Origin of the sequence: Brachybacterium sp. Z12 (genome assembly GCF_014400405.1) — a bacterium.
GTDB lineage: Bacteria > Actinomycetota > Actinomycetes > Actinomycetales > Dermabacteraceae > Brachybacterium.
Genome location: NZ_CP060496.1, coordinates 1,024,071 through 1,048,762, shown reverse-complemented (window position 1 = coordinate 1,048,762; position 24,692 = coordinate 1,024,071). Strand labels below are relative to the sequence as shown.

At 70.4% G+C, this 24,692-nt stretch carries 22 protein-coding genes and 5 pseudogenes; 11 read left to right on the top strand and 16 right to left on the bottom strand.

The features are described 5' to 3' along the window. Positions 1 to 287 precede the first annotated feature (287 nt). Together sucD and sucC are read right to left on the bottom strand one after the other, a co-directional pair. Positions 288 to 1,174, bottom strand: a pseudogene (gene sucD / locus H3H54_RS05655) (succinate--CoA ligase subunit alpha). A gap of 12 nt (positions 1,175 to 1,186) precedes the next feature. After that, positions 1,187 to 2,357 (bottom strand): annotated as a pseudogene (sucC, locus tag H3H54_RS05650) (ADP-forming succinate--CoA ligase subunit beta). Between the two features lie 235 nt (positions 2,358 to 2,592). Between sucC and H3H54_RS05645 the strand changes: the two are divergent. From H3H54_RS05645 to H3H54_RS05625, 5 genes are all read left to right on the top strand, one after another. After that, entirely contained in the window at positions 2,593 to 2,925 is a 333-nt protein-coding gene (locus H3H54_RS05645) for a hypothetical protein (RefSeq protein ID WP_262425864.1), read from the top strand. Positions 2,926 to 2,939: 14 nt separating this feature from the next. Then, a complete protein-coding gene (locus tag H3H54_RS05640; RefSeq protein ID WP_262425863.1) occupies positions 2,940 to 3,527 on the top strand; it encodes a hypothetical protein in 588 nt (195 codons plus the stop codon). Between the two features lie 139 nt (positions 3,528 to 3,666). After that, positions 3,667 to 5,274: a hypothetical protein gene (locus H3H54_RS05635; protein WP_262425862.1), complete on the top strand. Its 1,608-nt coding sequence runs from the start codon at positions 3,667 to 3,669 to the stop codon at positions 5,272 to 5,274. A 28-nt stretch (positions 5,275 to 5,302) separates the two neighbouring features. Beyond that, a complete protein-coding gene (locus H3H54_RS05630; protein ID WP_262425861.1) occupies positions 5,303 to 5,725 on the top strand; it encodes a hypothetical protein in 423 nt (140 codons plus the stop codon). 11 nt (positions 5,726 to 5,736) lie between these two features. Next, on the top strand, positions 5,737 to 6,531 hold the full coding sequence (locus H3H54_RS05625; protein ID WP_262425860.1) for a multicopper oxidase domain-containing protein: 795 nt from the start codon (positions 5,737 to 5,739) through the stop codon (positions 6,529 to 6,531). 209 nt (positions 6,532 to 6,740) lie between these two features. Here the strand turns inward: H3H54_RS05625 and H3H54_RS05620 are convergent. Together H3H54_RS05620 and H3H54_RS05615 are read right to left on the bottom strand one after the other, a co-directional pair. Then, positions 6,741 to 9,435: pseudogene (locus tag H3H54_RS05620) on the bottom strand (UvrD-helicase domain-containing protein). A 134-nt stretch (positions 9,436 to 9,569) separates the two neighbouring features. After that, positions 9,570 to 9,917, bottom strand: coding sequence for a hypothetical protein (locus tag H3H54_RS05615; protein WP_262425859.1), 348 nt, complete (start codon positions 9,915 to 9,917; stop codon positions 9,570 to 9,572). A gap of 44 nt (positions 9,918 to 9,961) precedes the next feature. On the opposite strand from H3H54_RS05615, the gene H3H54_RS05610 reads away from it, so the two are divergent. Continuing rightward, the gene (locus H3H54_RS05610) at positions 9,962 to 11,119 is read left to right on the top strand and encodes a flippase-like domain-containing protein (protein WP_262425858.1); all 1,158 of its coding nucleotides are present in this window, start codon (positions 9,962 to 9,964) and stop codon (positions 11,117 to 11,119) included. Between the two features lie 31 nt (positions 11,120 to 11,150). Here H3H54_RS05610 and H3H54_RS05605 read toward each other — a convergent pair whose 3' ends face one another. From H3H54_RS05605 to H3H54_RS05590, 4 genes are all read right to left on the bottom strand, one after another. After that, complete coding sequence (locus H3H54_RS05605) at positions 11,151 to 11,627, bottom strand: hypothetical protein (RefSeq protein ID WP_262425857.1); 477 nt, start codon at positions 11,625 to 11,627, stop codon at positions 11,151 to 11,153. Beyond that, complete coding sequence (locus H3H54_RS05600; protein ID WP_262425856.1) at positions 11,608 to 12,150, bottom strand: hypothetical protein; 543 nt, start codon at positions 12,148 to 12,150, stop codon at positions 11,608 to 11,610. Before H3H54_RS05600 ends, H3H54_RS05605 begins: the two co-directional genes overlap by 20 nt. A gap of 65 nt (positions 12,151 to 12,215) precedes the next feature. Continuing rightward, positions 12,216 to 12,683 (bottom strand): alpha/beta hydrolase, encoded by a 468-nt coding sequence (locus H3H54_RS05595; RefSeq protein ID WP_262425855.1) that lies wholly within the window; start codon positions 12,681 to 12,683, stop codon positions 12,216 to 12,218. Continuing rightward, entirely contained in the window at positions 12,680 to 12,898 is a 219-nt protein-coding gene (locus H3H54_RS05590) for a BldC family transcriptional regulator (RefSeq protein WP_262425854.1), read from the bottom strand. Before H3H54_RS05590 ends, H3H54_RS05595 begins: the two co-directional genes overlap by 4 nt. A 312-nt stretch (positions 12,899 to 13,210) precedes the next feature. Here H3H54_RS05590 and H3H54_RS05585 point away from each other — a divergent pair, with 312 nt between their 5' ends. After that, positions 13,211 to 13,411: a DUF3073 domain-containing protein gene (locus tag H3H54_RS05585; RefSeq protein ID WP_262425853.1), complete on the top strand. Its 201-nt coding sequence runs from the start codon at positions 13,211 to 13,213 to the stop codon at positions 13,409 to 13,411. Between the two features lie 93 nt (positions 13,412 to 13,504). Here H3H54_RS05585 and purM read toward each other — a convergent pair. The 7 genes and pseudogenes from purM to H3H54_RS05550 all read right to left on the bottom strand — a co-directional run bounded on the left by purM (position 13,505) and on the right by H3H54_RS05550 (position 19,594). Beyond that, positions 13,505 to 14,652, bottom strand: a pseudogene (gene purM, locus H3H54_RS05580) (phosphoribosylformylglycinamidine cyclo-ligase). Then, positions 14,649 to 16,139, bottom strand: coding sequence for an amidophosphoribosyltransferase (gene purF / locus H3H54_RS05575; RefSeq protein WP_262425852.1), 1,491 nt, complete (start codon positions 16,137 to 16,139; stop codon positions 14,649 to 14,651). The pseudogene purM and the gene purF overlap by 4 nt, the downstream one beginning before the upstream one ends. 53 nt (positions 16,140 to 16,192) lie before the next feature. Next, positions 16,193 to 16,393, bottom strand: coding sequence for a hypothetical protein (locus H3H54_RS05570; protein WP_262425851.1), 201 nt, complete (start codon positions 16,391 to 16,393; stop codon positions 16,193 to 16,195). Positions 16,394 to 16,573: 180 nt separating this feature from the next. After that, a complete protein-coding gene (locus H3H54_RS05565; RefSeq protein ID WP_262425850.1) occupies positions 16,574 to 17,371 on the bottom strand; it encodes a copper homeostasis protein CutC in 798 nt (265 codons plus the stop codon). Next, positions 17,368 to 17,771: pseudogene (locus H3H54_RS05560) on the bottom strand (sterol carrier family protein). Before H3H54_RS05560 ends, H3H54_RS05565 begins: the two are co-directional and overlap by 4 nt. Before the next feature lies 1 nt (position 17,772). After that, positions 17,773 to 19,071 carry an adenylosuccinate synthase gene (locus H3H54_RS05555; protein WP_262425849.1) on the bottom strand — a complete coding sequence of 433 codons (1,299 nt, stop codon included), beginning with the start codon at positions 19,069 to 19,071 and terminating at the stop codon, positions 17,773 to 17,775. Positions 19,072 to 19,168: 97 nt separating this feature from the next. Continuing rightward, positions 19,169 to 19,594, bottom strand: a complete 426-nt coding sequence (locus H3H54_RS05550; RefSeq protein WP_262425848.1) for a DUF3151 domain-containing protein — start codon at positions 19,592 to 19,594, stop codon at positions 19,169 to 19,171. A gap of 54 nt (positions 19,595 to 19,648) precedes the next feature. Here H3H54_RS05550 and H3H54_RS05545 point away from each other — a divergent pair, with 54 nt between their 5' ends. Beyond that, positions 19,649 to 21,640, top strand: coding sequence for a phosphotransferase (locus H3H54_RS05545; RefSeq protein ID WP_262425847.1), 1,992 nt, complete (start codon positions 19,649 to 19,651; stop codon positions 21,638 to 21,640). Further along, a complete protein-coding gene (gene dtd / locus H3H54_RS05540) occupies positions 21,564 to 21,989 on the top strand; it encodes a D-aminoacyl-tRNA deacylase (protein WP_262425846.1) in 426 nt (141 codons plus the stop codon). Before H3H54_RS05545 ends, dtd begins: the two co-directional genes overlap by 77 nt. Positions 21,990 to 22,028: 39 nt before the next feature. Here the strand turns inward: dtd and H3H54_RS05535 are convergent, their stop codons facing one another. Continuing rightward, positions 22,029 to 22,727: an HAD hydrolase-like protein gene (locus H3H54_RS05535; RefSeq protein ID WP_262425845.1), complete on the bottom strand. Its 699-nt coding sequence runs from the start codon at positions 22,725 to 22,727 to the stop codon at positions 22,029 to 22,031. A gap of 84 nt (positions 22,728 to 22,811) precedes the next feature. Here H3H54_RS05535 and H3H54_RS05530 point away from each other — a divergent pair, with 84 nt between their 5' ends. Together H3H54_RS05530 and H3H54_RS05525 are read left to right on the top strand one after the other, a co-directional pair. Continuing rightward, complete coding sequence (locus tag H3H54_RS05530; RefSeq protein ID WP_262425844.1) at positions 22,812 to 23,558, top strand: phosphoglyceromutase; 747 nt, start codon at positions 22,812 to 22,814, stop codon at positions 23,556 to 23,558. Between the two features lie 694 nt (positions 23,559 to 24,252). Further along, positions 24,253 to 24,603, top strand: a complete 351-nt coding sequence (locus tag H3H54_RS05525; protein WP_262425843.1) for a hypothetical protein — start codon at positions 24,253 to 24,255, stop codon at positions 24,601 to 24,603. Positions 24,604 to 24,692: the final 89 nt, after the last annotated feature.

The following is a 24,692-nucleotide window of genomic DNA, read 5'->3' as shown; positions in this document are numbered from 1 at the left end:
CTGCTCCATTCGCGACGACACGCCCCGAGGCAATCGCTCCATCCGTGACGACACGCCTCGAGGCAATCGCTTCCTCCATGACGACACGCCCCGAGGCGATCGCCGAGATCACCGATACCTTCCACTTCTGCGAGCGATCGGTGTTCTCGGCGCAGCGGCATCGGCGCGGCGGAGGTGAACCAGTGCATGGCCGCCACAGCCCGCCCCGGACAGCACGGTGCCCCGGACCCTCGCAGGGGTCCGGGGCACCGTGACAGGGACTTGTCAGAGGCCCTTTCAGGGACTCGTCAGAGGCCCTTGATGATCTCGCGCATCAGGTCAGCGGTCTCGGTCGGGGTCTTTCCGACCTTGACACCGGCGGCCTCGAGGGCCTCCTTCTTGGCCTGGGCAGTGCCCGCGGAGCCGGAGACGATGGCGCCGGCGTGGCCCATGGTCTTGCCCTCGGGGGCGGTGAAGCCCGCGACGTAGCCGACGACCGGCTTGGTCACATGCGCCTTGATGTACTCGGCGGCGCGCTCCTCGGCGTCTCCACCGATCTCACCGATCATCACGATGCCGGCGGTCTCCGGATCGTTCTCGAACGCCTCGAGCGCATCGATGTGGGTGGTGCCGATGACCGGGTCGCCGCCGATGCCGATGGCGGTGGTGAACCCGATGTCCGCCAGCTCGTACATCATCTGGTATGTCAGGGTGCCGGACTTGGAGACCAGGCCCAGCTTCCCCGCACCGGTGATGTTGGAGGGGTGATGCCCGCGTTGGACTTGCCGGGGCTGATGAGGCCGGGGCAGTTGGGTCCGATGATGCGGGTGGAGCCCTTCTCCTGCGAGTAGTTGAAGAACTCGGCGGAGTCCTTGACCGGGATGCCCTCGGTGATGATCACCAGGAGCTCGATCTCGGCATCGATGGCCTCGATCGCGGCACCCTTGGCGAACTTCGGCGGCACGAAGACCACCGAGACGTTCGCTCCGGTGGCCTCGATGGCCTCCTTGACGCTGCCGAAGACGGGCACCTCGGTGCCGCCCTCGAAGGCGACGGACTGGCCGGCCTTGCGCGGGTTCACGCCGCCGACGATGTTCGTGCCGGAGTCGAGCATGCGCTGGGAGTGCTTCATGCCCTCCGAGCCCGTCATGCCCTGGACGATGACCTTGCTGTTCTCATCGAGAAAGATAGACATGTCGGGTGCTGCTCACTTTCCTGCGGCGGCGAGCTCGGCGACCTTCGCGGCGCCGCCGTCCATGGTGTCGGCCTGGGTGACGAGGGGGTGGGCGAAGTCCGCGAGGATCTTGCGACCCTCCTCGACGTTGTTGCCGTCGAGGCGGACCACGAGCGGCTTGGTCGCGGCGTCGCCGAGCTTCTTCAGGGCGCCGACGATGCCGTTGGCGACCGCGTCGCATGCGGTGATGCCGCCGAAGACGTTGACGAACACGGCGGAGACCTGCTCATCGCCGAGGATGACGTCGAGGCCGTTGGTCATCACCTCGGCGGAGCGCCGCCGCCGCCGATGTCGAGGAAGTTCGCAGGCTTCACGCCGTGGGACTCACCGGCGTAGGCGACCACGTCGAGGGTGGACATGACCAGGCCCGCGCCGTTGCCGATGATGCCGACCTCGCCGTCGAGCTTGACGTAGTTGAGATCCAGCGCCTTGGCCTTGGTCTCCAGCGGATCCTCGGAGGCGAGGTCGACGAGCTCTGCGTGACCCTCCTGGCGGAACACCGCGTTGTCGTCGAGGGTGATCTTGCCGTCCAGGGCGACGATCTCCCCATCACCGGTCTTGACCAGCGGGTTGACCTCGACCAGGGTCGCGTCCTCCTCGCGGTAGACGTCCCAGAGCTTCTCCAGCACGGGGGCGACCTTCGCGGCGGTCTCGGCGTCGAACTTCGCCGCCTCGACGATCTCCTTGGCCTTGGCGGCGTCGATGCCGACGTTGGGATCGACGGCCACGCGGGCGAGCGCCTCGGGGCGCTCGACGGCCAGCTGCTCGATCTCCATGCCGCCCTCGACCGAGCACATGGCCAGGTAGTTGCGGTTCGCGCGGTCCAGCAGCAGCGAGAAGTAGTACTCTCGGCGATGTCGGCACCGGCGGCGACCATCACACGATGCACGGTGTGGCCCTTGATATCCATGCCGAGGATCTCGGAAGCCTGCTGCTCCGCCTCCTCGGGGGACTTGGCGATCTTCACGCCACCGGCCTTGCCACGACCACCGGTCTTGACCTGGGCCTTGACGACGACGACCGGGGTGCCGAGCTTCTCGGCACCGGCCTTGGCAGTGGCAGGATCCTCCGCGACAACTCCTCCGAGCACGGGCACGCCGTGCTTCTCGAAGAGATCGCGGGCCTGGTACTCATACAGGTCCACGGGGTGCATTTCCTCTCGATGTCGGCAGTGGGCGGCAGGCCGCACTGGCCTCGATGCCACCCCTGGGAACATCGCCAGGGTATCGCTTCCCCGGCGGGGCGCGCGCCACCGGGAGCAGTGTGCGGGGAGTCTCACTCGGCGCGCGGAGGTCCCGTCTGCACGCATCGGAGGCCACCACGACGCCTTCGGCCCGCATCGCGGGGCCGCGCCCAGCTGTCCCGTCTACGATGGCGGGATGAATCGACGACCCCGCGGCCTGGTCCAGCGAGCGCGTGACCACATCGGGTTCAGCGTGGTCGCGATCGGTGTGCTCTTCATCGTGCTGCGCCTGGTCGGGGTGCGCTCGACCTTCGCGGGCTTCGCCCTGTCGGTGGGCATCACGCTGGCACTGAACGTCGGGCTGTCCTACTACTACGACCATCGAGCGAAGAACCCCCGCCCCCAGCGGGGGAATCGCGGCGGCGGAGACATCCGCTTCCGCGAGGACGACGGGCGGGACGAGCGCCGCTACGATCCCCGCGCAGAGGACCGGCGCCCGCAGCGCGAGCACCGCGACGAGAACCCCTGAGGCGAGGAGAGGTCATGGCCGACTGGAAGACCTACGCGAAGGCCGCACGGAACACCGCCCGCAAGCAGGCCCCCGAAGCCCGCGGCGCCGCCCGGCGTGCGTCCGACCGGGCCGGAGACTACGTGCGCGCCGCCGGCAAGGCGATCGATGAGGGGCGCCGCGAGGATGAGCGCCCCCGCCGTGACGACGACCTCCGCCCCGCGCCCGCTTCCCGCAGCCAGGAGGACGGCCGACGGCACGATCCCGTCGGGCCCCGCCGCGACGAGGACACCTCCCCGCGCACCGCGACCGCCGAACGGCCCAAGGTCGACGGTGACAGGCTGCGCCGCGACGCCGCGGCCTACTACACCGTGGCCAGCCGGCGCGTGAACGCAGCGAACGTCGGCCCGCGGATCCTCCGAGCCCTGCGGGACGCCCTGATGATCGGGTTGTCGCTGTTCGTCATCTGGGGTGTGCTCGCCGCGGCCGGGATCCCGATCCCCTTCACGACCGTGCTGATCATCGTCGGCGTGATCGTGGCGCTCAGCTTCGGCGCCGGGGTCTACGCCCAATGGAAGCGGGCCCGGGAAGCACAGGCCCCGACGGCCGACCCTCGCAGCTGAGGGCAGGAACACGCACCCACCTCCGCGGCGCCGGGACCTTCGCCACCGGTGGACCAGCGCTCAAGATCTAGGCTGGGACGGTCCCTGCCCCTGCCCGACCGGCCATCCCGACCCGGCCGAGCCTCCTGCCGAGGTGGTCATGTCCGAGCCGTCTCTCCCTGCCGCCCCGTCCCACGGGCCCTCCCGCCCCGCCGCCCCGACGGGCCGGAGCTCCTGGCATCGCCGCGCCTCGCGGCCCGTCTCCCTGTGGATGCTCGCCCTGATCGTGGTGGTGCTGGTCCATCAGTGGATTCCCCAGTCCCGCTGGCTGCTGGTGCACATGGTGACGCTGGGGCTGATCACCACGTCGATCATGGTGTGGGGACAGCACTTCACCGAGGCGCTGCTGAAGACCCGGCTGGGTGAGGAGTCGAGGCCTCGTCAGCTGGCGCGAATCCGGCTGCTGACGGCCGGTGTGGTGGTCACGATCCTCGGCATGCTGCCGTCCTGGCCCTGGGTGGTGGTGCTCGGCGCACTGCTGGTCTCCGCCGCGCTGGTCTGGTACGCCGCAGCCCTCGGCGCCCAGGTGAAAGCGGCCCTGGCACCGCGCTTCGAGTTCACGGTCAAGGCGTACATCGGCGCCGCCTGCCTGATCCCGGTGGGCGCGACGCTCGGCGCGGTGATGGCGTTCAGCCCGGGCGAACCATGGCAGGGGCGGCTGCTGCTCGCCCACCAGCTGGTGAACGTCCTGGGCTTCGTGGGGATCACGGTCACCGGCACGCTGCTGACGCTGTGGCCCACGGTGCTGCGCACCCGGATCGAGCCGCACGCTGCGCGGCGTTCGGCCGGCGGCCTGCTGGGGATGCTCCTGTCGGTGCTGGGGGCGACCGCCGGCGCCATGCTCGGCTCGAGGCTGCTCGGCTGCGCTTTCCTGCTGGCCTACCTCGGTTCCTTCACCTGGGTCGCGGTGACGCTGCTGCGGGTCAGCGCCCGTGCGGCCCGGCAGGAGCGCAGGGTGCCGCTGCCGCTGTTCCCGGTGCTGTCGATCGCTTCCGGTGTCACCTGGTTCGCGGTGACGGTGGTCGGGCTGCTGGTGATGTGGTGGCGCTCCGCCGATGAGCAGCTCGCGAGTTCTCTGGTGGCGGCAGACATCCAGCAGCTCACGGTGCCGCTGGTCGCAGGTTTCCTGCTGCAGGTGCTGCTGGGGGCGATGAGCCACCTGCTCCCGGTGACGATGGGCGGAGGCCCCCGGTCGACGAAGGCCGGGCTCGAGATGATGAGCCGCTTCGCCGTGCTGCGCACCGTCACCTTTAACCTGGCCCTGGCGCTGTTCGTGCTCTCGGGGATCGGGTCCGCGACCTCCGGGGCGCTGTTCGCCGGCCTCACGCTGGGCACGGCGGACGTCGCGGACTTCGGGTCCCTGGCTCGGGTGCTGCTGTCCCTGCTGGCATTCGCGGTGCTGGGCTCCTTCCCGGTGCTGATGGGGCTGGCGATCAGGGCGAGCATCCGCCACCGGGGCATGGTGCCGCCAGTGCCCGCGCAGACGGCCGCGACCCCCGCGACCGCCACGACGCCCCGCGCCGAGGCGATGGACCGTCGGGCGCTGACCGGTGCGCTGCTGGGCCTCGGCTCGGTGCTCGGTGTGACCGCGCTGGGCTCCGCGCTGGACCGTGCGCAGGGATCGCTGCCGGGCGGCGCGGCCTCCGGCGGCACCGGGCCGGCGTGTGGCGCGGTCTCCCCACCGGGTCGACCACCACGATCGCGGTGAGCATGGCGGAGATGCGCTTCTCCCCGATGTGCTCGAGGTCCCGGCCGGGGACGCACTGGTGATCGAGCTGAGCAATGACGACCCCTACGACGTCCACGATCTGGTGCTGGCCGGTGGCGTCTCCTCGGGTCGGCTGCAGCCCGGGGCTGCCACCACCGTGGAGGCCGGGGTGATCGGCCACGATCTCGAGGGCTGGTGCTCGATCGCGGGGCACCGCGCAATGGGGATGACGCTCCGGGTCACCGCCCTGGGCGCCGAACACACCTCTGCAGACCCCGACCAGAGCGGCTCTGCGGCCGGCGACGAGCTCGCACGCATCCCGCTGGACCTGCAGGCCCCTCCCGGCCCGGACCATCGCGTGCGCGAGGTGGTCTGCCGCCCAGCGCCGGGGCGCAGCAGCGCCTCGACCTCGAGATCACGGAGGTCGCCGCCGAGATCGCCCCGGGGGTGAAGATGGAGGCGATGACCTTCGGCGGCACAGTGGTGGGCCCGGTGCTGCGCTCCGAGCTGGGGGCACAGCTCACCGTCGACCTGGTCAACCACGGCTCCATGGGCCATTCGCTGGACCTGCACGCCGGCACCGTCTCCCCGGACGAGACGATGCGGACGATCCCTCCCGGCGAGAGCCTCGAGTACTCGATCACCACCGACCATGCCGGGATCTGGCTCTACCACTGCTCGACCATGCCGATGAGCGTGCACCTGGCCGCCGGGATGGTCGGGGCGCTGATCGTCCCGCCGGCCGGGCTCGCGGAGGTGGACCGTGAGTACGTGCTGGTCCAGTCCGAGCACTACCTGGTGCCGGAGGGTGCGGCCGGTGCCGGGGACGCGGTCCGCGAGGGGATCCATCCCGTCAGCCCCGCGAAGATCGCCGCAGAGCGCCCGGACCTGACCGTCTTCAACGGGCACGCGAACCAGTACGTCCACGCGCCGCTCGAAGCACGGGTCGGGGAACGGATGCGGCTGTGGGTGCTCGCGGCCGGTCCGTCCCGGGGATCTCCTTCCACGTCGTGGGCGGAGTGTTCGACACCGTGTTCAAGGAGGGCGAGTACCTGCTGCGCCCGGACAATGAGCACCGCGGCGGGTCGCAGGCCCTGGACCTGGCCTCGGCGCAGGGGGTTTCGTCGAGCTGGTCTTCGACGAGCCCGGCACCTACACCGCCGTGAACCACTCCTTCGTGGAGATGGAGCGCGGGGCGCGGGCCCTGATCAAGGTGACGCGGTGACGCGGCGCGCCCCGCATACTGTCATCCCATGACGACATCGACTCGACGTTCCGGCCTGCACCATCTCGGACCGCGCTGCTCTCGAGGCGATCCGTGCCGGTGCTGCGGGGCATGGCTGGCGAGAGCTGTTCGCAGAGCGCTACCCACCGCCGGCGGACCGGACCATCTGGCCTGGTACGCCGAGGATCCGGAGGGCATCGAGGTGGAGCTGGTGGTGACTGCGTGAGCCTCGCGGCCGCGCTCAGAGCTTGGTGACCGCGGCGTAGCGCAGCACCAGGCGCTTCGTGCCGTGAGGGGGCTTGAACTGCACCTCGATCTGGGTCTTGTCGCCCTGGCCGGCGACCTCGGAGACCGTGCCCATCCCGAAGGAGTCGTGGGTGATGCGATCTCCCACGACGAGCTGGGGAAGCTTCTCCGTCGGCGTGGCCTTGCGTCCCGAGCCGAGGCTGGGGCGCTTGATGTCGCTGCGACCGCCACCGATGCCGCCGCTGAACGACGGGCCGCGCTGGGAGCCGGAGCTGTAGCTTCCGCCGTAGCCTCCCGACCCGCCGAACCCGGCCCCGCTGAGGCTGGATCCGGCTCGGGCGACGTCCAGCACGGCCTCGGGCACCTCGTCGAGGAAGCGGCTGGCCGGCATGAACTGCGTCTGCCCCCAGGTGGAGCGCATCTGCGAACGGGTCAGGTAGAGCTTCTCGCGTGCGCGGGTGATCCCCACGTAGGCCAGGCGGCGTTCCTCCTCGAGCTCCTCCGGGTCGCCCAGGGTGCGGTTGTGGGGGAAGGTGCCGTCCTCCATGCCGGTGAGGAACACGACCGGGAACTCGAGGCCCTTGGCGGTGTGCAAGGTCATCAGGGTGACGAACTGATCCTCTTCGCCGGGGATCTGGTCGGCGTCCGCCACCAGGGAGACCTTCTCCAGAAAACGGTCCACGAGGCTCGCTTCCGGGTCATCCGGTGCCCGCAGCGCGGCGTCGGGGGCGATGTCGGAGCCGGGATCGCCCTCCTCGTCCTCGACCTCGCTGGCCACGGCGTCGGCCTCTTCCATCTGGGCCTCGAACTCGGCGGCGACGCTGATCAGCTCGGCCAGGTTCTCCAGGCGGGACTCGTCCTGCGGATCATCGCTGCCCTGCAGCTCGGCGTAGTAGCCGGAGCGGGTGAGGATCGCCTCGAGCAGCTCGGCGGGGCCATCACCCCTCTCTGCCATCTCCTGCAGATCCTCCAGCATCGCCACGAAGGTGCGCACGGCGTTCAGCGAGCGGGTGGCGATGCCGGGTGCCTCCTCGGCGCGGCGCAGGGCCTCTCCGAAACCGATCCGCTCCCGTTCGGCGAGCATCGCGATTGCGGCTTCGGCCCGGTCGCCGATCCCGCGCTTGGGGACGTTGAGGATGCGGCGCAGGTTGATCTCGTCGGCCGGGTTGGCGAGCACCTGGAGGTAGGCGACCGCGTCCTTGATCTCTCGACGCTCATAGAACCGGGTGCCGCCCACGACGCGATACGGCAGCCCGATCCGGATCAGCTGATCCTCGAGGGCGCGGGACTGGGCGTTGGCACGGTAGAAGATCGCGACGTCGCCAGCGCTGCGGCCGTCGTCCACCAGGGCATCGATCTGGCGGCCGATGTAGCGCGCTTCCGCCTTCTCGTCATCGGCGACGTAGAGCGTGATCTTCTCGCCCGTCCCCTCATCGGTCCAGAGGTTCTTCTTGCGCCGCCCGGCGTTCTCCTCGATCACCGCGTTCGCGGCGCTGAGGATGTTCTGGGTGGAGCGGTAGTTCTGCTCGAGCACGATGGTGCGGGCCGAGGGGAAGTCCTGCTCGAATTCGACGATGTTGCGGATGGTGGCACCGCGGAAGGCGTAGATCGACTGGTCCGAGTCGCCGACCACGGTGAGATCGGCGCTGGGATCATCCCCCACCAGTTCCCGCACCAGCTGGTACTGGGCGGTGTTGGTGTCCTGGTACTCGTCCACCAGCAGGTGGCGGAAGCGCCGGCGGTAACCCTCGCGGATCGCGGGGTTCTCCCGCAGGAGGGTGACGGTCAGGCCGATCAGGTCGTCGAAATCGACGGCGTTGGCCTGCCGCAGCCGCTCGGTGTAGTTCGTGTAGATGCGCGCGAGCGTCTTCTCGAAGGGGTTCTTCGCGCTCTCCGCCTGATCGGCGAAGTCGATCGGATCGATCAGGTCGTTCTTGAGCGTGGAGATCCGGGAGGCCAACGCGCGGGGTGCGTGCTTCTTCGTGTCCAGCTCGAGGTCCTTGGCGATCGTGGTGATCAGCCGCAGGGAGTCGGCGCTGTCGTAGATGGTGAAGGAGCTCTTCAGGCCCGCAGCAGCGGCGTCCCGGCGCAGGATCCGCACGCAGGCGCTGTGGAAGGTGGAGACCCACATGCTGCGTGCGACGGGGCCCACCAGCTCACCCACCCGCTCGCGCATCTCGGCGGCGGCCTTGTTGGTGAAGGTGATCGCGAGGATCTCCCCGGCATCGCCTCACCGGAGCGCAGCAGATGCGCGATGCGACGGGTCAGCACACGGGTCTTGCCCGAGCCGGCGCCGGCGACGATCAGCAGCGGGCTGCCGCGATGCTCGACCGCCTGGTGCTGGGCGGGGTTCAGACCGTCGGTGAGCTCGGCGAGCGCCGCCGGGGCGGTGCCGAGGTCACCGTAGCGGCCCTCATGCCCGCGCCCCCGGTCGGCCGGGTGCGGGGCCTGGGCGAGATCGGCCGGGGGCTGCGGCACCGGGCGCTCCTCCATCGGGGGCGCTTCGTCATAGGGGGCTCGTCCTCATAGGGCGGCTCCTCCTCATAGGGCCGCCCTTCCTCCTCGGGCGGCCCCTCGGGGCGGCCACGCTCGTCACCGCGTGCCCTCTCGGGGGCGGCGGGGGCCACCGACACCCCGTCGAGTCGGCGGAAGGCGTCGGGCAGCGAGAGGTCGTCGAAGAGTGAGCTCATGAGGGTTCCAGGATAGGCACGAGGCCCGACAGCAGGAGTGCTGTCGGGCCTCGATGTGGACGAATCGACGGTGAGAGCGGGCACGTCGGCGCTCGGGCCGCGCGCCTCCGCCGCGCATCGCTCGGCCGCACAGCTCAGACGAAGACCGCGATGATCACATTCGCGATGATCGCGGTGGGGATGCCGAACCACACCGCGGAGGGGGTCTCGGGGCCCTTCTTGTTCGCGATGTAGGCGAGCGCCACGGCGACCAGGCCGATCAGGAGCTTGATGCCGAGCTTCATGTGGTTCGGATCGCCGGGGAGCGCCCCGGGGATCGAGATCAGGGCCGCCAGCAGGATGCCGAACACGAGGGCACCGGCGGTGGCATGGGCCATGCCCTTGTTGGGCTGACGGGTGCGGGCAGCTGCCACCCAGGTGCCGAGCGCCACGGCCCAGCAGATCAAGTGCAGCACGACGAAGAGGGAGAACAGGAAGGACATGACACGATGTTATATCCCTCCCCTGGAAGAACTCTGCTCACGGCGTGCGAGAATCACCGCATGTCAGAGGCTCCTCCAAGCTCCCCGGCACTCCGGACCCCGAGTCCGTTCCCCGCGCGGGGAACGGCACCGTCGCACAGTCTGGGACGGATGCCTGGCTGGTCGAGGAGCTCTCCGAGTTCGACGCCGAACGCCCGCCCCGCCTCACCCCGGCTCGGATCGTGGCCGGGGCGCTCTCCGCCGCGCTGGTGATCGCCCTGCTCGCCTGGGCTCTCCCCTGGGCCACGGGCGCGAGCTGGGCGGAGATCGCCAGCACCCTGTCCACGCTGCCGCTCTGGGCAGTCCCCGCGATGGTGCTGCTCGGCGTCGGCGCGCTGCTGCTGGAGTCGCTGACCGTCCGTGCCGCGCTGCCGGGATCTCGCTGGGCGCCGGCGCTGCTGGGCCATTCCGCCTCGAGTGCGACCGCTCTCGCCGTGCCTGGAGGCTCCGTGCTGGGGCTGGGCCTGATGGGCTGGATCCTGCGCCGCGCCGGGCTCGCCATGCCCCTCATCCTCACTGGAATCGTCGCGGCCTCGCTGGTCGAGATGGTGATCACCTCGGTGCTGATCCCGGTGCTGGGGCTGGCCGCCTACGCTCTGAGCTCCGCCCTGACCCCGGCCGGGATCGCATTGCCGGGGGCGCTCTGGGCGGCTCTGCTGGCCCTGCTCGGTGCCGTGATCGCCCTGGTCCTGACCGCGGTGCTGCTGCGCCGCCCAGTGCTGTCCAGGCTCCTTACCCAGTTCGGCGAGGTGCTCCCGGAGCGTGTCGAGGCGCTGATCCTCGAGCAGCGCGACGCTCTGGTGGGGATGCTGCGGCGTCGCCCGATGCGCCTCGTCCTGCCGACGGTCGGGGCGCGGCTGCTGCAGTGGGTCGCGCTGCTGCTCGCGATCGAGGCCGTGGGTGCCGCGGTCCCCCTGGCGCTGACCGTGGCGATCTTCGCGCTGGGGCGGGTGCTGTCGCTGGTGCCGCTGACCCCTGGGGGCGCCGGCGTGACCGAGGCCGTCGGTGCAGCGGCGCTGATCGGCCTGGGCGTGGCCGCGGCCGAGGCCGCCGCCGCGATGCTCCTGCTGCTGGTGACGATGCTCCTGGTCCCACTGGTGTGCGGCGCGCTGGCCGCTGTGGTCGCGCTCTCCCTCGCGCCGGACCGTCGGCCCCGGAGCTGAAGCACCCGCTGTTCCGGCCAGAGACGGAGCCTCAGCCCTGCTCGTCGTAGTCGGGAGTGTCGATCCCCACCGTGTGGGACGGATGGGCGAGCAGGCCCTCGTCAGCGCTGGGCAGCAACGGGAAGCCGCCGATGCTGGCACCGTGCTCGGTGCCCACGAATCCGGCGACGTCCTCGACATGGAGGTGGGCCTCATCGCCCTTGCCGAGGAACCCGGCCCCGGAGTAGCCACCCAGCCTGCGACCGCTGCTGCGCTCGGCGGCGAGGGCGACGGTGTCCAGCTTCTTGGCGCTGGCCCGCAGGCCGCCCGCGATCCTCCCCAGCTCCGGATACTGCTCCAGGGTCCACCGCGCGTGGATCTCCTCGCCCAGCTCGCGAAGCGCGGGGTCATCGACCTGAGTGACGTCCACGACGGAATTCGCCAGCCTCAGGCGCAGGATCGTGAGCCGATCAGCGGCACGTCGCAGGGCAGCGGCATGCCGCCGCACCTCACGCGGATCCGCGGTCATCGGGCTCCTCCTTCGCGTGACTGCCCGGCACGGGCGTGCCGAGGTGGGCCCTGCCATCGGGTGCCCTCATGGTAGGGGCAGCCAGCGGCGGCTTCTCCAACCATTCGTCCAGGATCGCCATGGCACGGGAGCGCGCATCGGCGTCCGAGAGGAAGACGTCGTGGCGGGCTCCCTCGATCGCTTCGATGCGCACGTCGGGGCCGAGACCGGCGGCCGCAGCGGCCAGGGACTTCACGTCCAGCACAGAATCGGCGCGCCGCATCTCCTCGGTGAAGCGGGGGCCGATCCGGCTGCGGGCCGAGTGCATCACCAGCACCGGGATGCTCAGCGGCCCGGCGGCGGCCAGTCGGCGCTGGCCATCGATGATGGCGCTGAGCGTCGCTGCCGGCAGCCGATGCCCGCCGGCTGGCTTGAGGGTCAGGTCGTAGTCGTAGGGTCCGCCGAAATCGCGGTGGGTGGTGCGGGCGTAGTGGTCGCGGCCGAACGGGAGGATGGGCCGCTCCCTGAGCCGATCTGCGAGCAAGCGCACGGGAGCCTCCGCGAGCGACCTGGTGACCGGCCCCAGGTGCATCTCGAGCCAGGGCGAGTTCAGCGCGAGCCCCGGACCGTCCCGGGATTGCGCTGCGCCCACAGGGCTGCGATCAGCCCGCCGGTGGAGTGGGCCAGCAGGATCGGTGGACGCTCCGCACCGATGATGCGCAGGGAGGCCCCGATCTCGTCGTCGTAGCGGTTGAGGTGGTCGATGGCGGTGGCAGTCTGCTCAGGGAGCAGGCTGCGTCCGTACTTGCGCAGATCCAGTCCCCAGACGTCGTGCCCGCTGCGCCCGAGGTGCTCCATGAGCTCACGGTCGAACACGTAGTCGGACCAGCCGTGCATCATCAGGATCGGAGGCTTCGCGAGAGCCTCGCCCTCCCTGAGCTCCTCGGCATCGACCGTCGGTGCCTGGAGAGGCGGATCGCGATGGACCAGCACCGCGATCAAGGGGCCTTCGTCATCCGCGCCGAGATCGATGCGGTGCGCCGTGTACCCCTCCCCCAGGAACGGGTCGGTGCTCACTCGCCCTTGGTGCTGTCCTGGAGGAGCTCGACGACCTCATTGCGTCGGTACCGACGGTGGCCGCCGAGGGTGCGCATGTACGTCAGCTTGCCCGCCTGGGCCCAGCGCGTGACGGTCTTGGGGTCGACATGGAACATCTTGGCGACCTCAGCCGGGGTCAGCAGCTCCGTGGCGTCCTCATCACCCGCGGGCTGTTGCTCCGTGGATCCATTCATGGGGAGTGCGACCTTTCACTGCGGGCGTCGGAGAGCGCGCACCCTCCGGGCCTGGGCTTGCGCGCGGGTTCCGAGCTCTAGACTACTCGGTAAGATCGCCCCTGCGGTGAACATCCGCCCCGGTCGAGAAAGATGACGACCCTGCGGCGCCCTCCAGGAGCCCTCCGCAGCGCACGGAAGGGATGTCCGGCACGTCTCACTCCTCGGAGTTCGCCGGACAGCAGGACGAGCATGTACCCTTGGCCTACGAAACTAATGCCATCTTCCGGGTCGACAAGAACGCCCGGCAGCCGATGCACAGGGGTCAGATCCATGGGTCGCGGCCGACAGAAAGCCAAGCACACCAAGGTGGCACGGGACCTCAAGTACTACAGCCCGCCGACGGACCTCACGGCACTGCAGCGCGAGTTGCAGTCGCAGCGGAGCGATTCGTCGTCCGCCAACGGAGACGGCCGGGCCGAGGACAGCGACGATCGAGCCGACGAGAACGCTTCGTCCGTCTACCGCCGCTGAGGACGCACCGGCATCCGCCGGAGATCCACCGTGACACAGCACGAGGGCCGACCACATGGTCGGCCCTCGTGCTGTCTCAGGCCGTACGACGGCTCAGGACCAGCCCCTGTGCTGCCCGGCGAGCATGACCGCTCCGCCTTCGACCCCCTTGGCGCCGGCGACCACGTGCTCGAGCGGAGCCCCCGGCTCGGGCAGCGAGTCCTCCCCGACGACCTCACCGATCACGCGCGCACCAGGCCGCGCTCGGCGAGCACCGCGAGCGTCGCATCGGCCTGCTCGGCATCGACCAGCGCCACCATGCCGATCCCCATGTTCAAGGTTCCCTCGAGATCCAGCTGCGGCACCGAACCCCAGCGCGCGACCCGGGAGAACACGGCTCCCGGCTCCCAGCGTGAACGATCGACGCGAGCAGCCAGACCGCGCGGCATCACCCGGGCGAGGTTCGCAGCGAGGCCTCCGCCGGTGACGTGGCTGAGGGCATGGACGGCGCCGACGGTCCGTGCATCCCGCAGCACGGCCAGCAGATCCGCGGTATAGATGCGGGTCGGCTCGAGGAGCTCCTCGCCGAGCGTGCGACCGAAGTCCTCGATGTGCTTCTCGAGGGAAAGGCCCGCCGCGGAGATCACGGCCCGCACCAGGGAGTAGCCGTTGGAGTGAAGTCCGGAGGCATCCATCCCGATCACCACGTCCCCGGCACGGACCCGGTCGGGGCCCAGCAGCTCGTCAGCCTCGACCACGCCGACTGCGGCACCCGCCACGTCGTAGTCCTCGGGAGCCATCAGTCCCGGGTGCTCGGCGGTCTCCCCGCCCACCAGGGCGCAGCCTGCGAGCTGGCAGCCCTCGGCGATGCCGCGCACGATATCGGCGATCCGCTCGGGGACCACCTTGCCGGCCGCGATGTAGTCGGTCATCGCCAGCGGCTCGGCGCCGACCACGATGATGTCGTCGACCACCATGCCCACCAGGTCACGGCCGATGGTGTCGTGGATGTCCAGCTCGCGCGCGATCGCGATCTTGGTGCCCACGCCGTCGGTCGAGGAGGCGAGCAGGGGCCTGCGGTAGTCCTTGAGGGCGCTGACGTCGACGAGCCCGGCGAAGGCGCCGATGCCGCCGAGCACCTGGGGACCGTGGGTTGCCGCCACCGCCTCCTTCATCAGCTCGACGGCGCGGTCTCCGGCGGCGGTGTCCACCCCTGCATCGGCGTAGGTGATCGCGGTGGGGCTGGGGTTCGTGGTGTTCATGCGTCCTTCCCGACGACGGCGGGCTCGGGCTCACGAGCCTGGGTGATGCCCTGGGCCCGGGCGATGGGCTCCGGCAGGGCGACCGGATACTTCCCGGAGAAGCAGGCGGTGCACAGCGCTTCCTCCGGCTGGGCGGTGGCCTCGATCATCCCCTCTTCGGAGATGTAGCCGAGCGAGTCCGCTCCGAGGGACCGGGCGATCTCCTCGATGCCGAGACCGTTGGCGATCAGCTCCGCCCGGGAGGCGAAGTCGATGCCGTAGAAGCAGGGCCAGCGGACCGGCGGCGAGGAGATCCTCACGTGCACCTCGGCCGCGCCGGCCTCCCGCAGCATCCTCACGACCGCACGCTGGGTGTTCCCTCGCACGATCGAGTCATCGATGACCACCAGGCGCTTGCCGGCGACGACCTCGCGCAGGGGGTTGAGCTTGAGGCGGATGCCGAGCTGGCGGATGGTCTGGCTGGGCTGGATGAAGGTGCGGCCCACATAGGCGTTCTTCACCATGCCCTGGCCATAGGGGATGCCGGATTCCTGGGCGTAGCCGATCGCGGCAGGGGTGCCGGACTCAGGGGTCGGGATCACCAGGTCCGCCTCGACCGGATGCTCACGGGCCAGCTGGCGGCCCATCTCGGCGCGGGCCTCGTTGACGCTGCGGCCGGCGATGCGGGTGTCCGGCCGGGCGAGGTAGACGTACTCGAAGACGCACCCCTTGGGATGCGGCGGCATCACCTGCTCGCTGCGCAGGCCCTGCTCGTCGATGACGATCATCTCGCCGGGGGCGACCTCGCGCACGAAGCTCGCACCACAGATGTCCAGGGCAGCAGTCTCGGAGGCGACGACCCAGCCGCGCTCGAGCCGGCCCAGCACCAGCGGACGGATCCCCTGCGGGTCGCGCGCGGCGTAGAGGGTGCTCTCGTCCATCAGGGTGAAGCAGTAGGCGCCGCGCAGATGCGGCATCAGCTCGCGCAGCACATCCTCGAGCGGGCCCTCGCTGTTCAGCAGCGCGGTGACCAGGGCCGTGTCCGTGGTGTTGCCTCGGGCGAGCTCACCGGTGCGGGGGCTGCCGTGGCGCTCGTCGATCAGGGCGAGCAGCTCCTCGGTGTTGACGAGGTTGCCGTTGTGCGCCATCGCCACGGTGCCGTCGGGCCGGGGGCCGAGAGCGGGCTGGGCATTGGACCAGACGGAGCCGCCAGTGGTCGAGTAACGAGTGTGGCCGATCGCGATGTGCCCCTGGAGGCCTGCGAGGGAGGCTTCGTCGAACACCTGCGAGACCAGGCCCATGTCCTTGTAGACCAGGATCTGGGAGCCGTCGCTGGCGGCGATGCCGGCAGATTCCTGCCCACGGTGCTGCAGTGCGTAGAGACCGTAGTAGGTCAGTTTGGAGACATCCTCACCGGGTGCGAAGACACCGAAGACGCCACAGGCGTCCTGGGGGCCCTTCTCACCGGGGAGCAGGTCATGGGAAAGTTTTCCGTCGCCGCGTGCCACCGGTCCATAGTGCCACAGGGCAGTGCCGCACCGAGCGGGCGTCCACGATGGGATCAGCGCCGGCGAGCCTTCGGGGCGCGATGCCGGATGGCGTCGACGACAGCCGCGAGAGCAGCCAGCGGGAGGCCCACGAGCACGGCGGCGAGCAGCACGAAGTTCACCACTGCACCGAGGTCCGGGAAGTTGAAGAACGGGGAGCTGATCAGGGCAGCGACGGCCGGGAGCGCGATCGCCAGAGCGACCCAGAAGCCCAACGTGGGGTGCGGCCGCGCCGCACGTAGATGCTGGTGTCGCCGGAGTCGCTCGGGGTCTCGCCCGCCTCCGGGGCGGCGTCGGCGGCACCCTCCGGGTGCTCCGGAGAACTCGGGGCGTCCGGGGTGTCAGGGGGTCAGGGGTATCGACGGTCTCGTGGTCTTCAGGATCGTTCACAGTGTTCACAGTTCTCCAGCGGCATCAACCGCCGCGGCGACGATCGCCGGGTCGGTGCGGGTCTCGGGGGCGCCGATCTCGACGGGGGCGCCAGGGCGGCGGCGGGCGGACAGGTGCACATCGGCCACGCCGCTGCGGTGTGCGAGATCGATGATGTCGGCAGGTCGCACCCCACCGCCGGCGCAGACGTCGAGCAGGCCCTCCGCGGCATCGACCATGGCGGCCAGGTCCTCGGCTCCGTCCAGCGCACGGGCCGCACCGCCGGAGCTGAGCACGCGGTGGACGCCGAGCCCGAGCAGGGTCTGCACGGCCTGCTCGCGCTGGGCGCGGCCGGGCAGCGCATCCAGCGCCCGATGGACCGTGAGGGTCACGCCGCGCAGGGCATCGCTCCCCGCGGTCAGCGCACCGTCCCGGATGATCTCGATGGCGGGCAGGTCGAGCTCCGCTTCCTGGGTGAGGGCACCGATCACCACCCCGGCGGCGCCGGCGGCGACGGACTCGCTCGCCTGCTGGGCCATCAGCGCGATCTCCTGCGGGGAGTAGACGAACTCCTCGGGGTGGGCCAGGAAGTCACCGAGCTCCGCTCGGGAGCGGATCAGCACGTGCACGTCGAAGTGGGGTTTGGCGTCCCGCGCCGCCACGAGAGCGGAGGCCCGGTGCGCGCATTCGGCGACGAGCTCGGGCGGCGGGGTGATCCCGCCGCGCTCGAGGTCGATGCACAGCTCGACCCTGTCGGCCCCGGCGTGTGCGGCGGCCTCTAGACCGGCCAGGTCCTCGATCGCGATCTCGACGGCGATGCTCATCGGTCCTCCTGGTCACGGGCTGTGCGCACGAGGCGGCGGGGGCCCAGCAGCGGCAGGAGTTCACCGAGGTCGCTGCGCTCCCCGCTGGCGTGGACCCTGCCTTCCGCCACGGCGCTGGCCCAGTCGAGGTCACCGGTCACCAGCGCCAGCCAGGTGCCGGCGTCGGTCTCGACGACGGCGGGCGGGTGCCCCTGGTGTGGCGGGTGCCGGTGATGGCCTGCACCGCCGCGTAGGGCGGCACCCGCAGCTCGACGGCGCCGCCGGGGAACTCGTCGGCGAACAGCTCCAGGGTGTGGCGCACGGCCGGCGCGAGCACCGGCCGCCCGCTGCTTTCGGGGCTGAGCGCCCAGGAGGTCAGCGCGCTGCGGCCCGCTGCTGGATCGGTACGACGGGTCACCACGTCAGTCGGAGGCTCCGGGCAGGAGGTCGTGGACGGCGATCGTCGCGGAGCGATCCGGGCCCACCCCGATCGCGCTGATCCGGCAGCCGGCCAGCTCCTCGAGACGCGTCACGTAGTCGCGCGCGTTCTTCGGCAGCTCCTCGAAGGTGCGGGCCTCGGAGAGGTCCTCGGTCCAGCCGGGGAGGGTCTCGTAGACGGGCACCGCGTGGTGGAACTCGGTCTGGGTCATGGGCATGTCCTGATGGATCACGCCGTCGACGTCATAGCCGGTGCAGACCGGGATCTCGTCGATCCCGGTGAGCACGTCGAGCTTGGTCAGCACGATGTCGGTGAAGCCGTTGATGCGTGCGGCGTGACGGATCATCGGGGCGTCGTACCAGCCGCAGCGGCGCGGACGGCCCGTGTTCACACCGACCTCACCGCCGGTGGTCTGCAGGTACTCGCCCCACTTGTCGAACAGCTCGGTGGGGAACGGCCCGGCGCCCACACGCGTGGTGTACGCCTTGACGATCCCGATCACCCGGTCGATGCGGGTGGGGCCGACGCCGGTGCCGGTGCAGGCGCCGCCGGCAGTCGGGTTGGAGCTGGTGACGAACGGGTAGGTGCCGTGGTCGACGTCCAGGTAGGTGGCCTGGCCGCCCTCCATGAGGACCACTTCCCCGCGGTCCAGCGCATCGTTGAGCAGCAGCGTGGTGTCGACCACCATCGGGCGCAGCCGCTCCGCATAGGACAGCAGGGTCTCGACGATCTCCTCGACCTCGACGGCCCGACGGTTGTAGAGCTTGACCAGCAGCTCGTTCTTCTGGCGCAGCGCGCCCTCGATCTTCTGGCGCAGGATCGATTCGTCGTAGAGGTCCTGGACCCGGATCCCGAGCCGCCCGATCTTGTCCATGTAGGCGGGGCCGATGCCGCGCCCGGTGGTGCCGATGGCCCGCTTGCCCAGGAAGCGCTCGGTGACCTTGTCGAGGGTCTGGTGGTAGGGCGCGACGATGTGGGCGTTGGCGCTGATCCGCAGGCGCGAGGCGTCCACGCCGCGCGACTCGAGCATGCCGATCTCCTCGAACAGCGCCTCGAGGTTGATCACCACGCCGTTGCCGATCACCGGAGTGACCTGCGGAGAGAGGATGCCGGCGGGCAGCAGCTTCAGCTCGAACTTCTCACCGTCCACGACCACGGTGTGACCGGCGTTGTTGCCCCCGTTGGGCTTGACGACGTAGTCCACCCGTTCGCCGAGGAGATCGGTGGCCTTGCCCTTCCCCTCGTCACCCCATTGGGCTCCGACGATCACGACGGCAGGCATAGCGACTCCTGTAGGAAGAAGGACGGTGGTGGGCGCAGAGCCCCGTGGATCGTACCAAGCAGGCTGCGTGAGCCTGCGGCACGTCGCCGGGTGGGGCTCAGTCCAGCAGAGTGGGGTCCGCCTCGCGCAGGAAGGCGGTCACCCTGTCGGCCTCGGCCTGGTCCCCGAGCCGTCGCGAGGTCTCACCTAGCATCGCCAGTGCGCGCAGGAAGCCGCGATTGGGAGCGTGGGAGGCCGGGATCGGTCCCTGACCGCGCCATCCAGACTGGCGCAGTGCGTCCAGTCCGCGGTGGTAGCCGGTGCGTGCATAGGCATACGCGGTGATGACGTCACCGTCGGTCAGAGCGTCCTCGGCGAGGGTGGCCCAGGCGAGCGGGGACTCGAGATGGCGAGCGGCGATGTCTCGCGGCTCACCGTCCACGAGCTCCTCGGCCACCTGGACGTCGACGAAGTCGTCGGGCAGTCGGGTCTCGGGAATGCCCAGAAGGTTCCCGCTGGTGAGGTTATCGGTACGATCAGCCATGAAAGCATCGTAGGCGGTGTCGCCTGATGACCTCATGACAAGAATGAATCACCCATGTCACACACGCAGGACGGCTCCGAGCTCCTCACCGGGCCCGGCGCGGGAGGGCTGCTCCGCTCGGCCGTCGGGAACTCCGGTGGAGTGCTGCACAGCTGGCAGCTCGACCATGTCGATCACCGCCCGGGCCGCAGCACCAAGGCGCTCTACCGCACGATGGTCTCCTGGCCCGAGCTCGACGGCCCGCAGGCACCCGCGCGCGAGGAGCTCTTCGGGGCGAGCGCCCACATCGGCGAGCGCGAGAAGAACCTCCACGTCGCCGAGCAGACCCTGGTGATGACCGACGGCGACATCAATGTGCGTGTGTGGCGCTACCCGCATGATCCCTGGCTGCCGATGCTGCCTCAGGTCTGCTATCCCGACATCGTCGGCCGCACGCTGCGCGACCTCGGCGCGGACATCGGCGCCGATCCCTCGGTGCCGATCGCAATCGATGTGGTCTCGTACCGCCCGGGCCGCCGGGCCGTGCTGCGCGCCTCGCAGGGCGACCGCGCGGTGTTCCTCAAGGTCATGCAGCCCCATCGCAGCGGCGAGATCGTGGAGCGTCACCATCGCCTGCTCGCCGCCGGGGTGCCGGTTCCCGAGGTCATCGCCCATCACGACGGGCTCGTGGTCCTCGCAGAGCTGCCCGGGCGGCCGCTGGCCCGTGCGGTGATCGACGAGGGCGTGGGCTCCTGTCGCGCCGAGGACCTCGTGGCGCTGCTCGACCGCCTGCCCGCCTCGATGTATTCGCTGCCGCTGCGACCGCCGTGGACGGACTCGGTGGACTTCTATGCCGGGATCGTCAGCTCCTCGGTGCCCTCGCTCGGCCCACGGCTGGATGCACTGGTGCGCGCGATCCGGGACGGTCTGACGGCACTCGAGCAGCGCATGGACATGCGTCCGCACGACGTGGTGCACGGCGATTTCTACGAGGCTCAGGTGTTCGTCGAGAACGGCAAGGTGGTGGGCCTGCTCGACATCGACACCGTCGGCCCGGGCCGCCGGGCGGACGATCTCGCCTGCCTGCTGGCCCATCTCAGCGTCCTGGCCGATTACGGCAACGCCGGGCGGATCGACCGCGCCATGCAGGAGCGGGTCGAGGAGGCCATCCGCACCTGGCACGAGATGTTCACCGAGCGGGTCGACCCCACCGAGGTCGCGCTGCGCTCCGCCGGGGTGGTGCTGTCCCTGGCCACTGGCCCGCATCGGCAGCAGGAGGCCTCCTGGGAGGCCGCCACCGAGGCGATCGTGCGCGTCGCCGAGGAGTGGGTCGAGGAGGCACGTCGCGCGGAGGGCCGACGGGTGGCGGCCGCAGCGTCCCGGGAGTCGGCTTCCGCGCCGGTCACCGGAGTGCGCACTGCCTCTCCCGTCCCTCCCGCCGCTCCCGCCGCTCCCGCCGCTCCCGCCCAGGGTCCGACGGACGTGCGCCAGGCGCCCCCGCCGCCGGCTGCACCCACCGGGCAGCAGCCGCCTCTGCGGCCCTCTGTGGCACCGCGGCAGGGTGTTTCGGCACCTGCGCACCAGTCGGCGCCCCCGCAGCGCTCGGCCCCGCAGCAGCACCCCTCGGCGCCTGCGCACTCCGCACCGCCCCAGCAGTCCGCGCCCCCTCAGCAGCAGTCGGCGGCGGGTCATGCCTCGGGACCGGTCCCCCACTCCGCACCGACGCAGCAGCTTGCGCCATGGGAGCACACCGGTCCACCCCCGCCCTCCCCCAGGCACCGCCGCCGCAGCAGCAGCCTCGCGGGAACCCTCCCGCCGGTTCGCAGTTGCCGCCCGCAGCACCTGCCCCCGGTGGACAGAACACCGGGGAGGACGACTCCCCCACCCAGGAGCGCCACATCAACTCGATCCTGCCGCGCTGAGCACCTCGAACACCGCCGCCACCTGAGCGGGGCCACGCCTGCCCGCCGCCCTGTGCCACCATCGGTGCATGCGTGCAGTGCTCCAGAGAGTCGACGGTGCCGAGGTCCGAGTCGAGGGCGAGGTGGTCGGATCCGTCGAGGGTGAGGGCCTGCTGGCACTGATCGGCGTGACCCACGACGACGGACCCGAGCAGGTCGCCACCATCGCTCGGAAGATCTGCGAGCTGCGCATCCTCGAGGGCGAGCGCTCGGTGCTCGACGCCGGGGCGCAGGTCCTGGTGGTCTCGCAGTTCACCCTGTACGGCGATGCGCGAAAGGGACGCAGACCGTCATGGAGCGGCGCTGCCCCCGGCCCCGTTGCCGAACCGCTGGTGGAGCAGGTGGTCGAGGCGATCCGCGCTCGCGGCATCACCGCGGCGACCGGGCGCTTCGGTGCGCAGATGCGGGTGGGACTCACCAACGACGGACCGTTCACCATCCTGCTCGAGGCCTGACCGGGATCGTGCACGTCCCTCGGCCCCACTGAGCTCAGCTCATCGCAGCAGCATCGCGGAGAGATCCTGGACCGTCCGCGCCCGGGGCAGATCCGCCTCGTCCTCCGGGCCGCCGCCGTAGCCCCAGCCCACCAGCACCGCGGGGATCCCGTGCGCGGCGGCGCCCTCGGCGTCATGTACACGGTCCCCGACCATCACCGCCGGCGGGGCGGCGTCCCTCTCGGTGCCGGTGGTCTCCGCAGCGATCCCCAGGCGCTGCAGGACACTTCCGATGACGGCCGCCTTGTCGTCCCGGCCCACAGCCCTGTCGGTACCTCCGATCAGGGCGAATCGTGCCTCCAGCCCCTGGTGGGCGAGCAGCCGGCGAGCGCTCGTCTCCGGTTTGTTGGTCGCGACCGCCACCGTGCGCCCGGATTCGGCGAGCGCGTCCAGCAGCTCGGGGATGCCCGGATAAGGCGTGGCCGTGAGCAGACCGTGCTCCTGATAGTGCGCGGTGTAGGCCAGGCTCAACTGCTCCGAGCGCTCCGGGCTGAGATCCAGCGTGCTCTGGAAGGACTCGCGCAGCGGCGGTCCGATGAAGGTGCGCAGGACCTGCTGGGGCGGCAGCTCCTCCCCGCAGGCGGCGAAGGCCTGCGCCAGCGCGTCCAGGATGCCCGGCCCGGAGTCGACGATCGTGCCGTCCAGATCCAGCAGGACGACGGGGACGTCGAGAAAGGAGAGGGTCGCAAGATCATTCATGGCGCCGACACTAGCCGCGGCTCCGTCCGCCCGGTCGGATGGGCACGTTATGCGAGCATCAGCGGCCCCGCGTACCCTGGCCCTATGACCTACACACTCGTGCTGCTCCGCCACGGCGAGAGCGACTGGAATGCAAAGAACCTGTTCACCGGCTGGGTCGATGTGGCCCTCACCGAGAAGGGTGAGAAGGAGGCCGTCAACGGCGGCGTGCTGCTGAAGGAGGCCGGCATCCTCCCCGATGTCGTGCACACCTCGCTGCAGCGTCGCGCCATCATGACCGCGAACCTCTCCCTGGACGCCGCGGACCGTCACTGGATCCCGGTCAAGCGGGACTGGCGCCTCAACGAGCGCCACTACGGTGCACTGCAGGGCATGGACAAGGCCGAGATCCGGGAGAAGTACGGCGAGGAGAAGTTCATGGCCTGGCGCCGCTCCTACGACACCCCGCCGCCCGAGATCGAGTTCGGCACCGAGTTCAGCCAGGACCAGGATCCGCAGTACGCGGACCTCGGCGATCAGCTGCCGAAGTCGGAGTGCCTCAAGGACGTCGTCGAGCGCTTCCTGCCGTACTGGGAGGAGGGCGTCAAGCCCGATCTGACCGCGGGCAAGACGGTCCTGATCGCCGCCCACGGCAACTCGCTGCGCGCACTGGTGAAGTACCTCGACGGCATCTCCGATGAGGAGATCTCGGGTCTGAACATCCCCACCGGCCAGCCGCTGGTGTACGAGCTGGACGAGAGCTTCCAGCCCGTGGAGAAGGGCGGCCGCTACCTCGACCCGGTCGCCGCGAAGGCCGCTGCCGAGGCTGTCGCGAACCAGGGCAAGAAGTGAACTGAGCCCCTCTGAACACTGCGGCGCCCTCACCTGAACAAGGTGGGGGCGCCGCTGGGTCCGGGGCCAAGAGTCCTACGTCACTGGGACCCCTGGGGAGGTCGGTCCCGCGGAACGGCCTCGTCCTTCCGTACCGCGCCCGGGGCGACGCAGTACGTCCGTACCACCCGTGGAACGGCCCACCCCCGCTCGTTCGGGCCGGTCAGCCCGGGCGTGTCGCCGCCGCCCCCTCCGGCTCCACGGGCACCGCATCCCGTCGATGACCTGCTGCGGTGCCCGCCGTCGTGGTGGCCAAGAGGCGAGCGGCGGAAGTCAATGGGCAGAACTCCCCATACCAGGGCCGAGGCCGCGTCCATAGCGTCGAAGCGCCGGGCGCTGCCCGGTTCCGTTCTCCCGACGCACTGGACGAGGTATCCGCCATGACGACCATCGCTCCCGACCGCAGAACATTCTTCAAGACGCTCGGCGTGACCGCCGCGGCGGGGCTGGGCGCGCTGGCGATCGCCCCGCGCGCCTCCGCCGCCGACGACGTCGTGCTGCCCACGACCTACCTCAAGCAGCCGAACTTCTTCTACTGCGGGCCCACCGCGGTCTCGATCGCACTGAGCGCCAAGGTGCAGCCCCCGAGCCTCGACACGCTCGCCTCGGAGCTCGTCACCACGGACGCCGGCACGAACTTCGGCGCCGTCTCCCCGTGCTCACGGCACGCCTGGCCGAGGCCACATACCGCGACCACTGGATCGAGGGCACCGCCGGCTCCGCGGCCGAGACCGATCTGCTGTGGGACCGCGCGGTCGCCAACATCGACACGGGCTATGCGACGGTCTGCAACTGGTGGGTGGTGGCCGGGGAGTACCCGAACTGGGGCGGCAACGCCTCGGACATCTTCCACTTCGTCACTGTCGACGGGTACAACGCCGGGGATCGGACGCTGCGCGTGGCCGACCCGGCCGCCGCCGAGCTCAGTGCATCGCTTCCCTCCCACCACTGGCTGCCGGTGGATCAGGTCGCGACCTACTGCGCGGGACGCGGCTACTTCTGGTGAGTCCGCACCGCTGAAGGATCCGGCCGGCCCGGAGGCGCTCACCTCGGGCCGGCGGCCGTCCAAGTGCGGCCGGCTCCATGGCGGGCTGG

Bases quoted from the DNA above. Each gene is read 5' to 3' on its own strand.
- H3H54_RS05645 (WP_262425864.1), top strand. From the start codon at position 2,593: ATGAATCGACGACCCCGCGGCCTGGTCCAGCGAGCGCGTGACCACATC.
- H3H54_RS05640 (WP_262425863.1), top strand. From the start codon at position 2,940: ATGGCCGACTGGAAGACCTACGCGAAGGCCGCACGGAACACCGCCCGC.
- H3H54_RS05635 (WP_262425862.1), top strand. From the start codon at position 3,667: ATGTCCGAGCCGTCTCTCCCTGCCGCCCCGTCCCACGGGCCCTCCCGC.
- H3H54_RS05625 (WP_262425860.1), top strand. From the start codon at position 5,737: ATGACCTTCGGCGGCACAGTGGTGGGCCCGGTGCTGCGCTCCGAGCTG.
- H3H54_RS05615 (WP_262425859.1), bottom strand. From the start codon at position 9,917: ATGTCCTTCCTGTTCTCCCTCTTCGTCGTGCTGCACTTGATCTGCTGG.
- H3H54_RS05605 (WP_262425857.1), bottom strand. From the start codon at position 11,627: ATGACCGCGGATCCGCGTGAGGTGCGGCGGCATGCCGCTGCCCTGCGA.
- H3H54_RS05590 (WP_262425854.1), bottom strand. From the start codon at position 12,898: ATGAATGGATCCACGGAGCAACAGCCCGCGGGTGATGAGGACGCCACG.
- H3H54_RS05585 (WP_262425853.1), top strand. From the start codon at position 13,211: ATGGGTCGCGGCCGACAGAAAGCCAAGCACACCAAGGTGGCACGGGAC.
- H3H54_RS05565 (WP_262425850.1), bottom strand. From the start codon at position 17,371: ATGAGCATCGCCGTCGAGATCGCGATCGAGGACCTGGCCGGTCTAGAG.
- H3H54_RS05555 (WP_262425849.1), bottom strand. From the start codon at position 19,071: ATGCCTGCCGTCGTGATCGTCGGAGCCCAATGGGGTGACGAGGGGAAG.
- H3H54_RS05550 (WP_262425848.1), bottom strand. From the start codon at position 19,594: ATGGCTGATCGTACCGATAACCTCACCAGCGGGAACCTTCTGGGCATT.
- H3H54_RS05545 (WP_262425847.1), top strand. From the start codon at position 19,649: ATGTCACACACGCAGGACGGCTCCGAGCTCCTCACCGGGCCCGGCGCG.
- dtd (WP_262425846.1), top strand. From the start codon at position 21,564: ATGCGTGCAGTGCTCCAGAGAGTCGACGGTGCCGAGGTCCGAGTCGAG.
- H3H54_RS05535 (WP_262425845.1), bottom strand. From the start codon at position 22,727: ATGAATGATCTTGCGACCCTCTCCTTTCTCGACGTCCCCGTCGTCCTG.
- H3H54_RS05530 (WP_262425844.1), top strand. From the start codon at position 22,812: ATGACCTACACACTCGTGCTGCTCCGCCACGGCGAGAGCGACTGGAAT.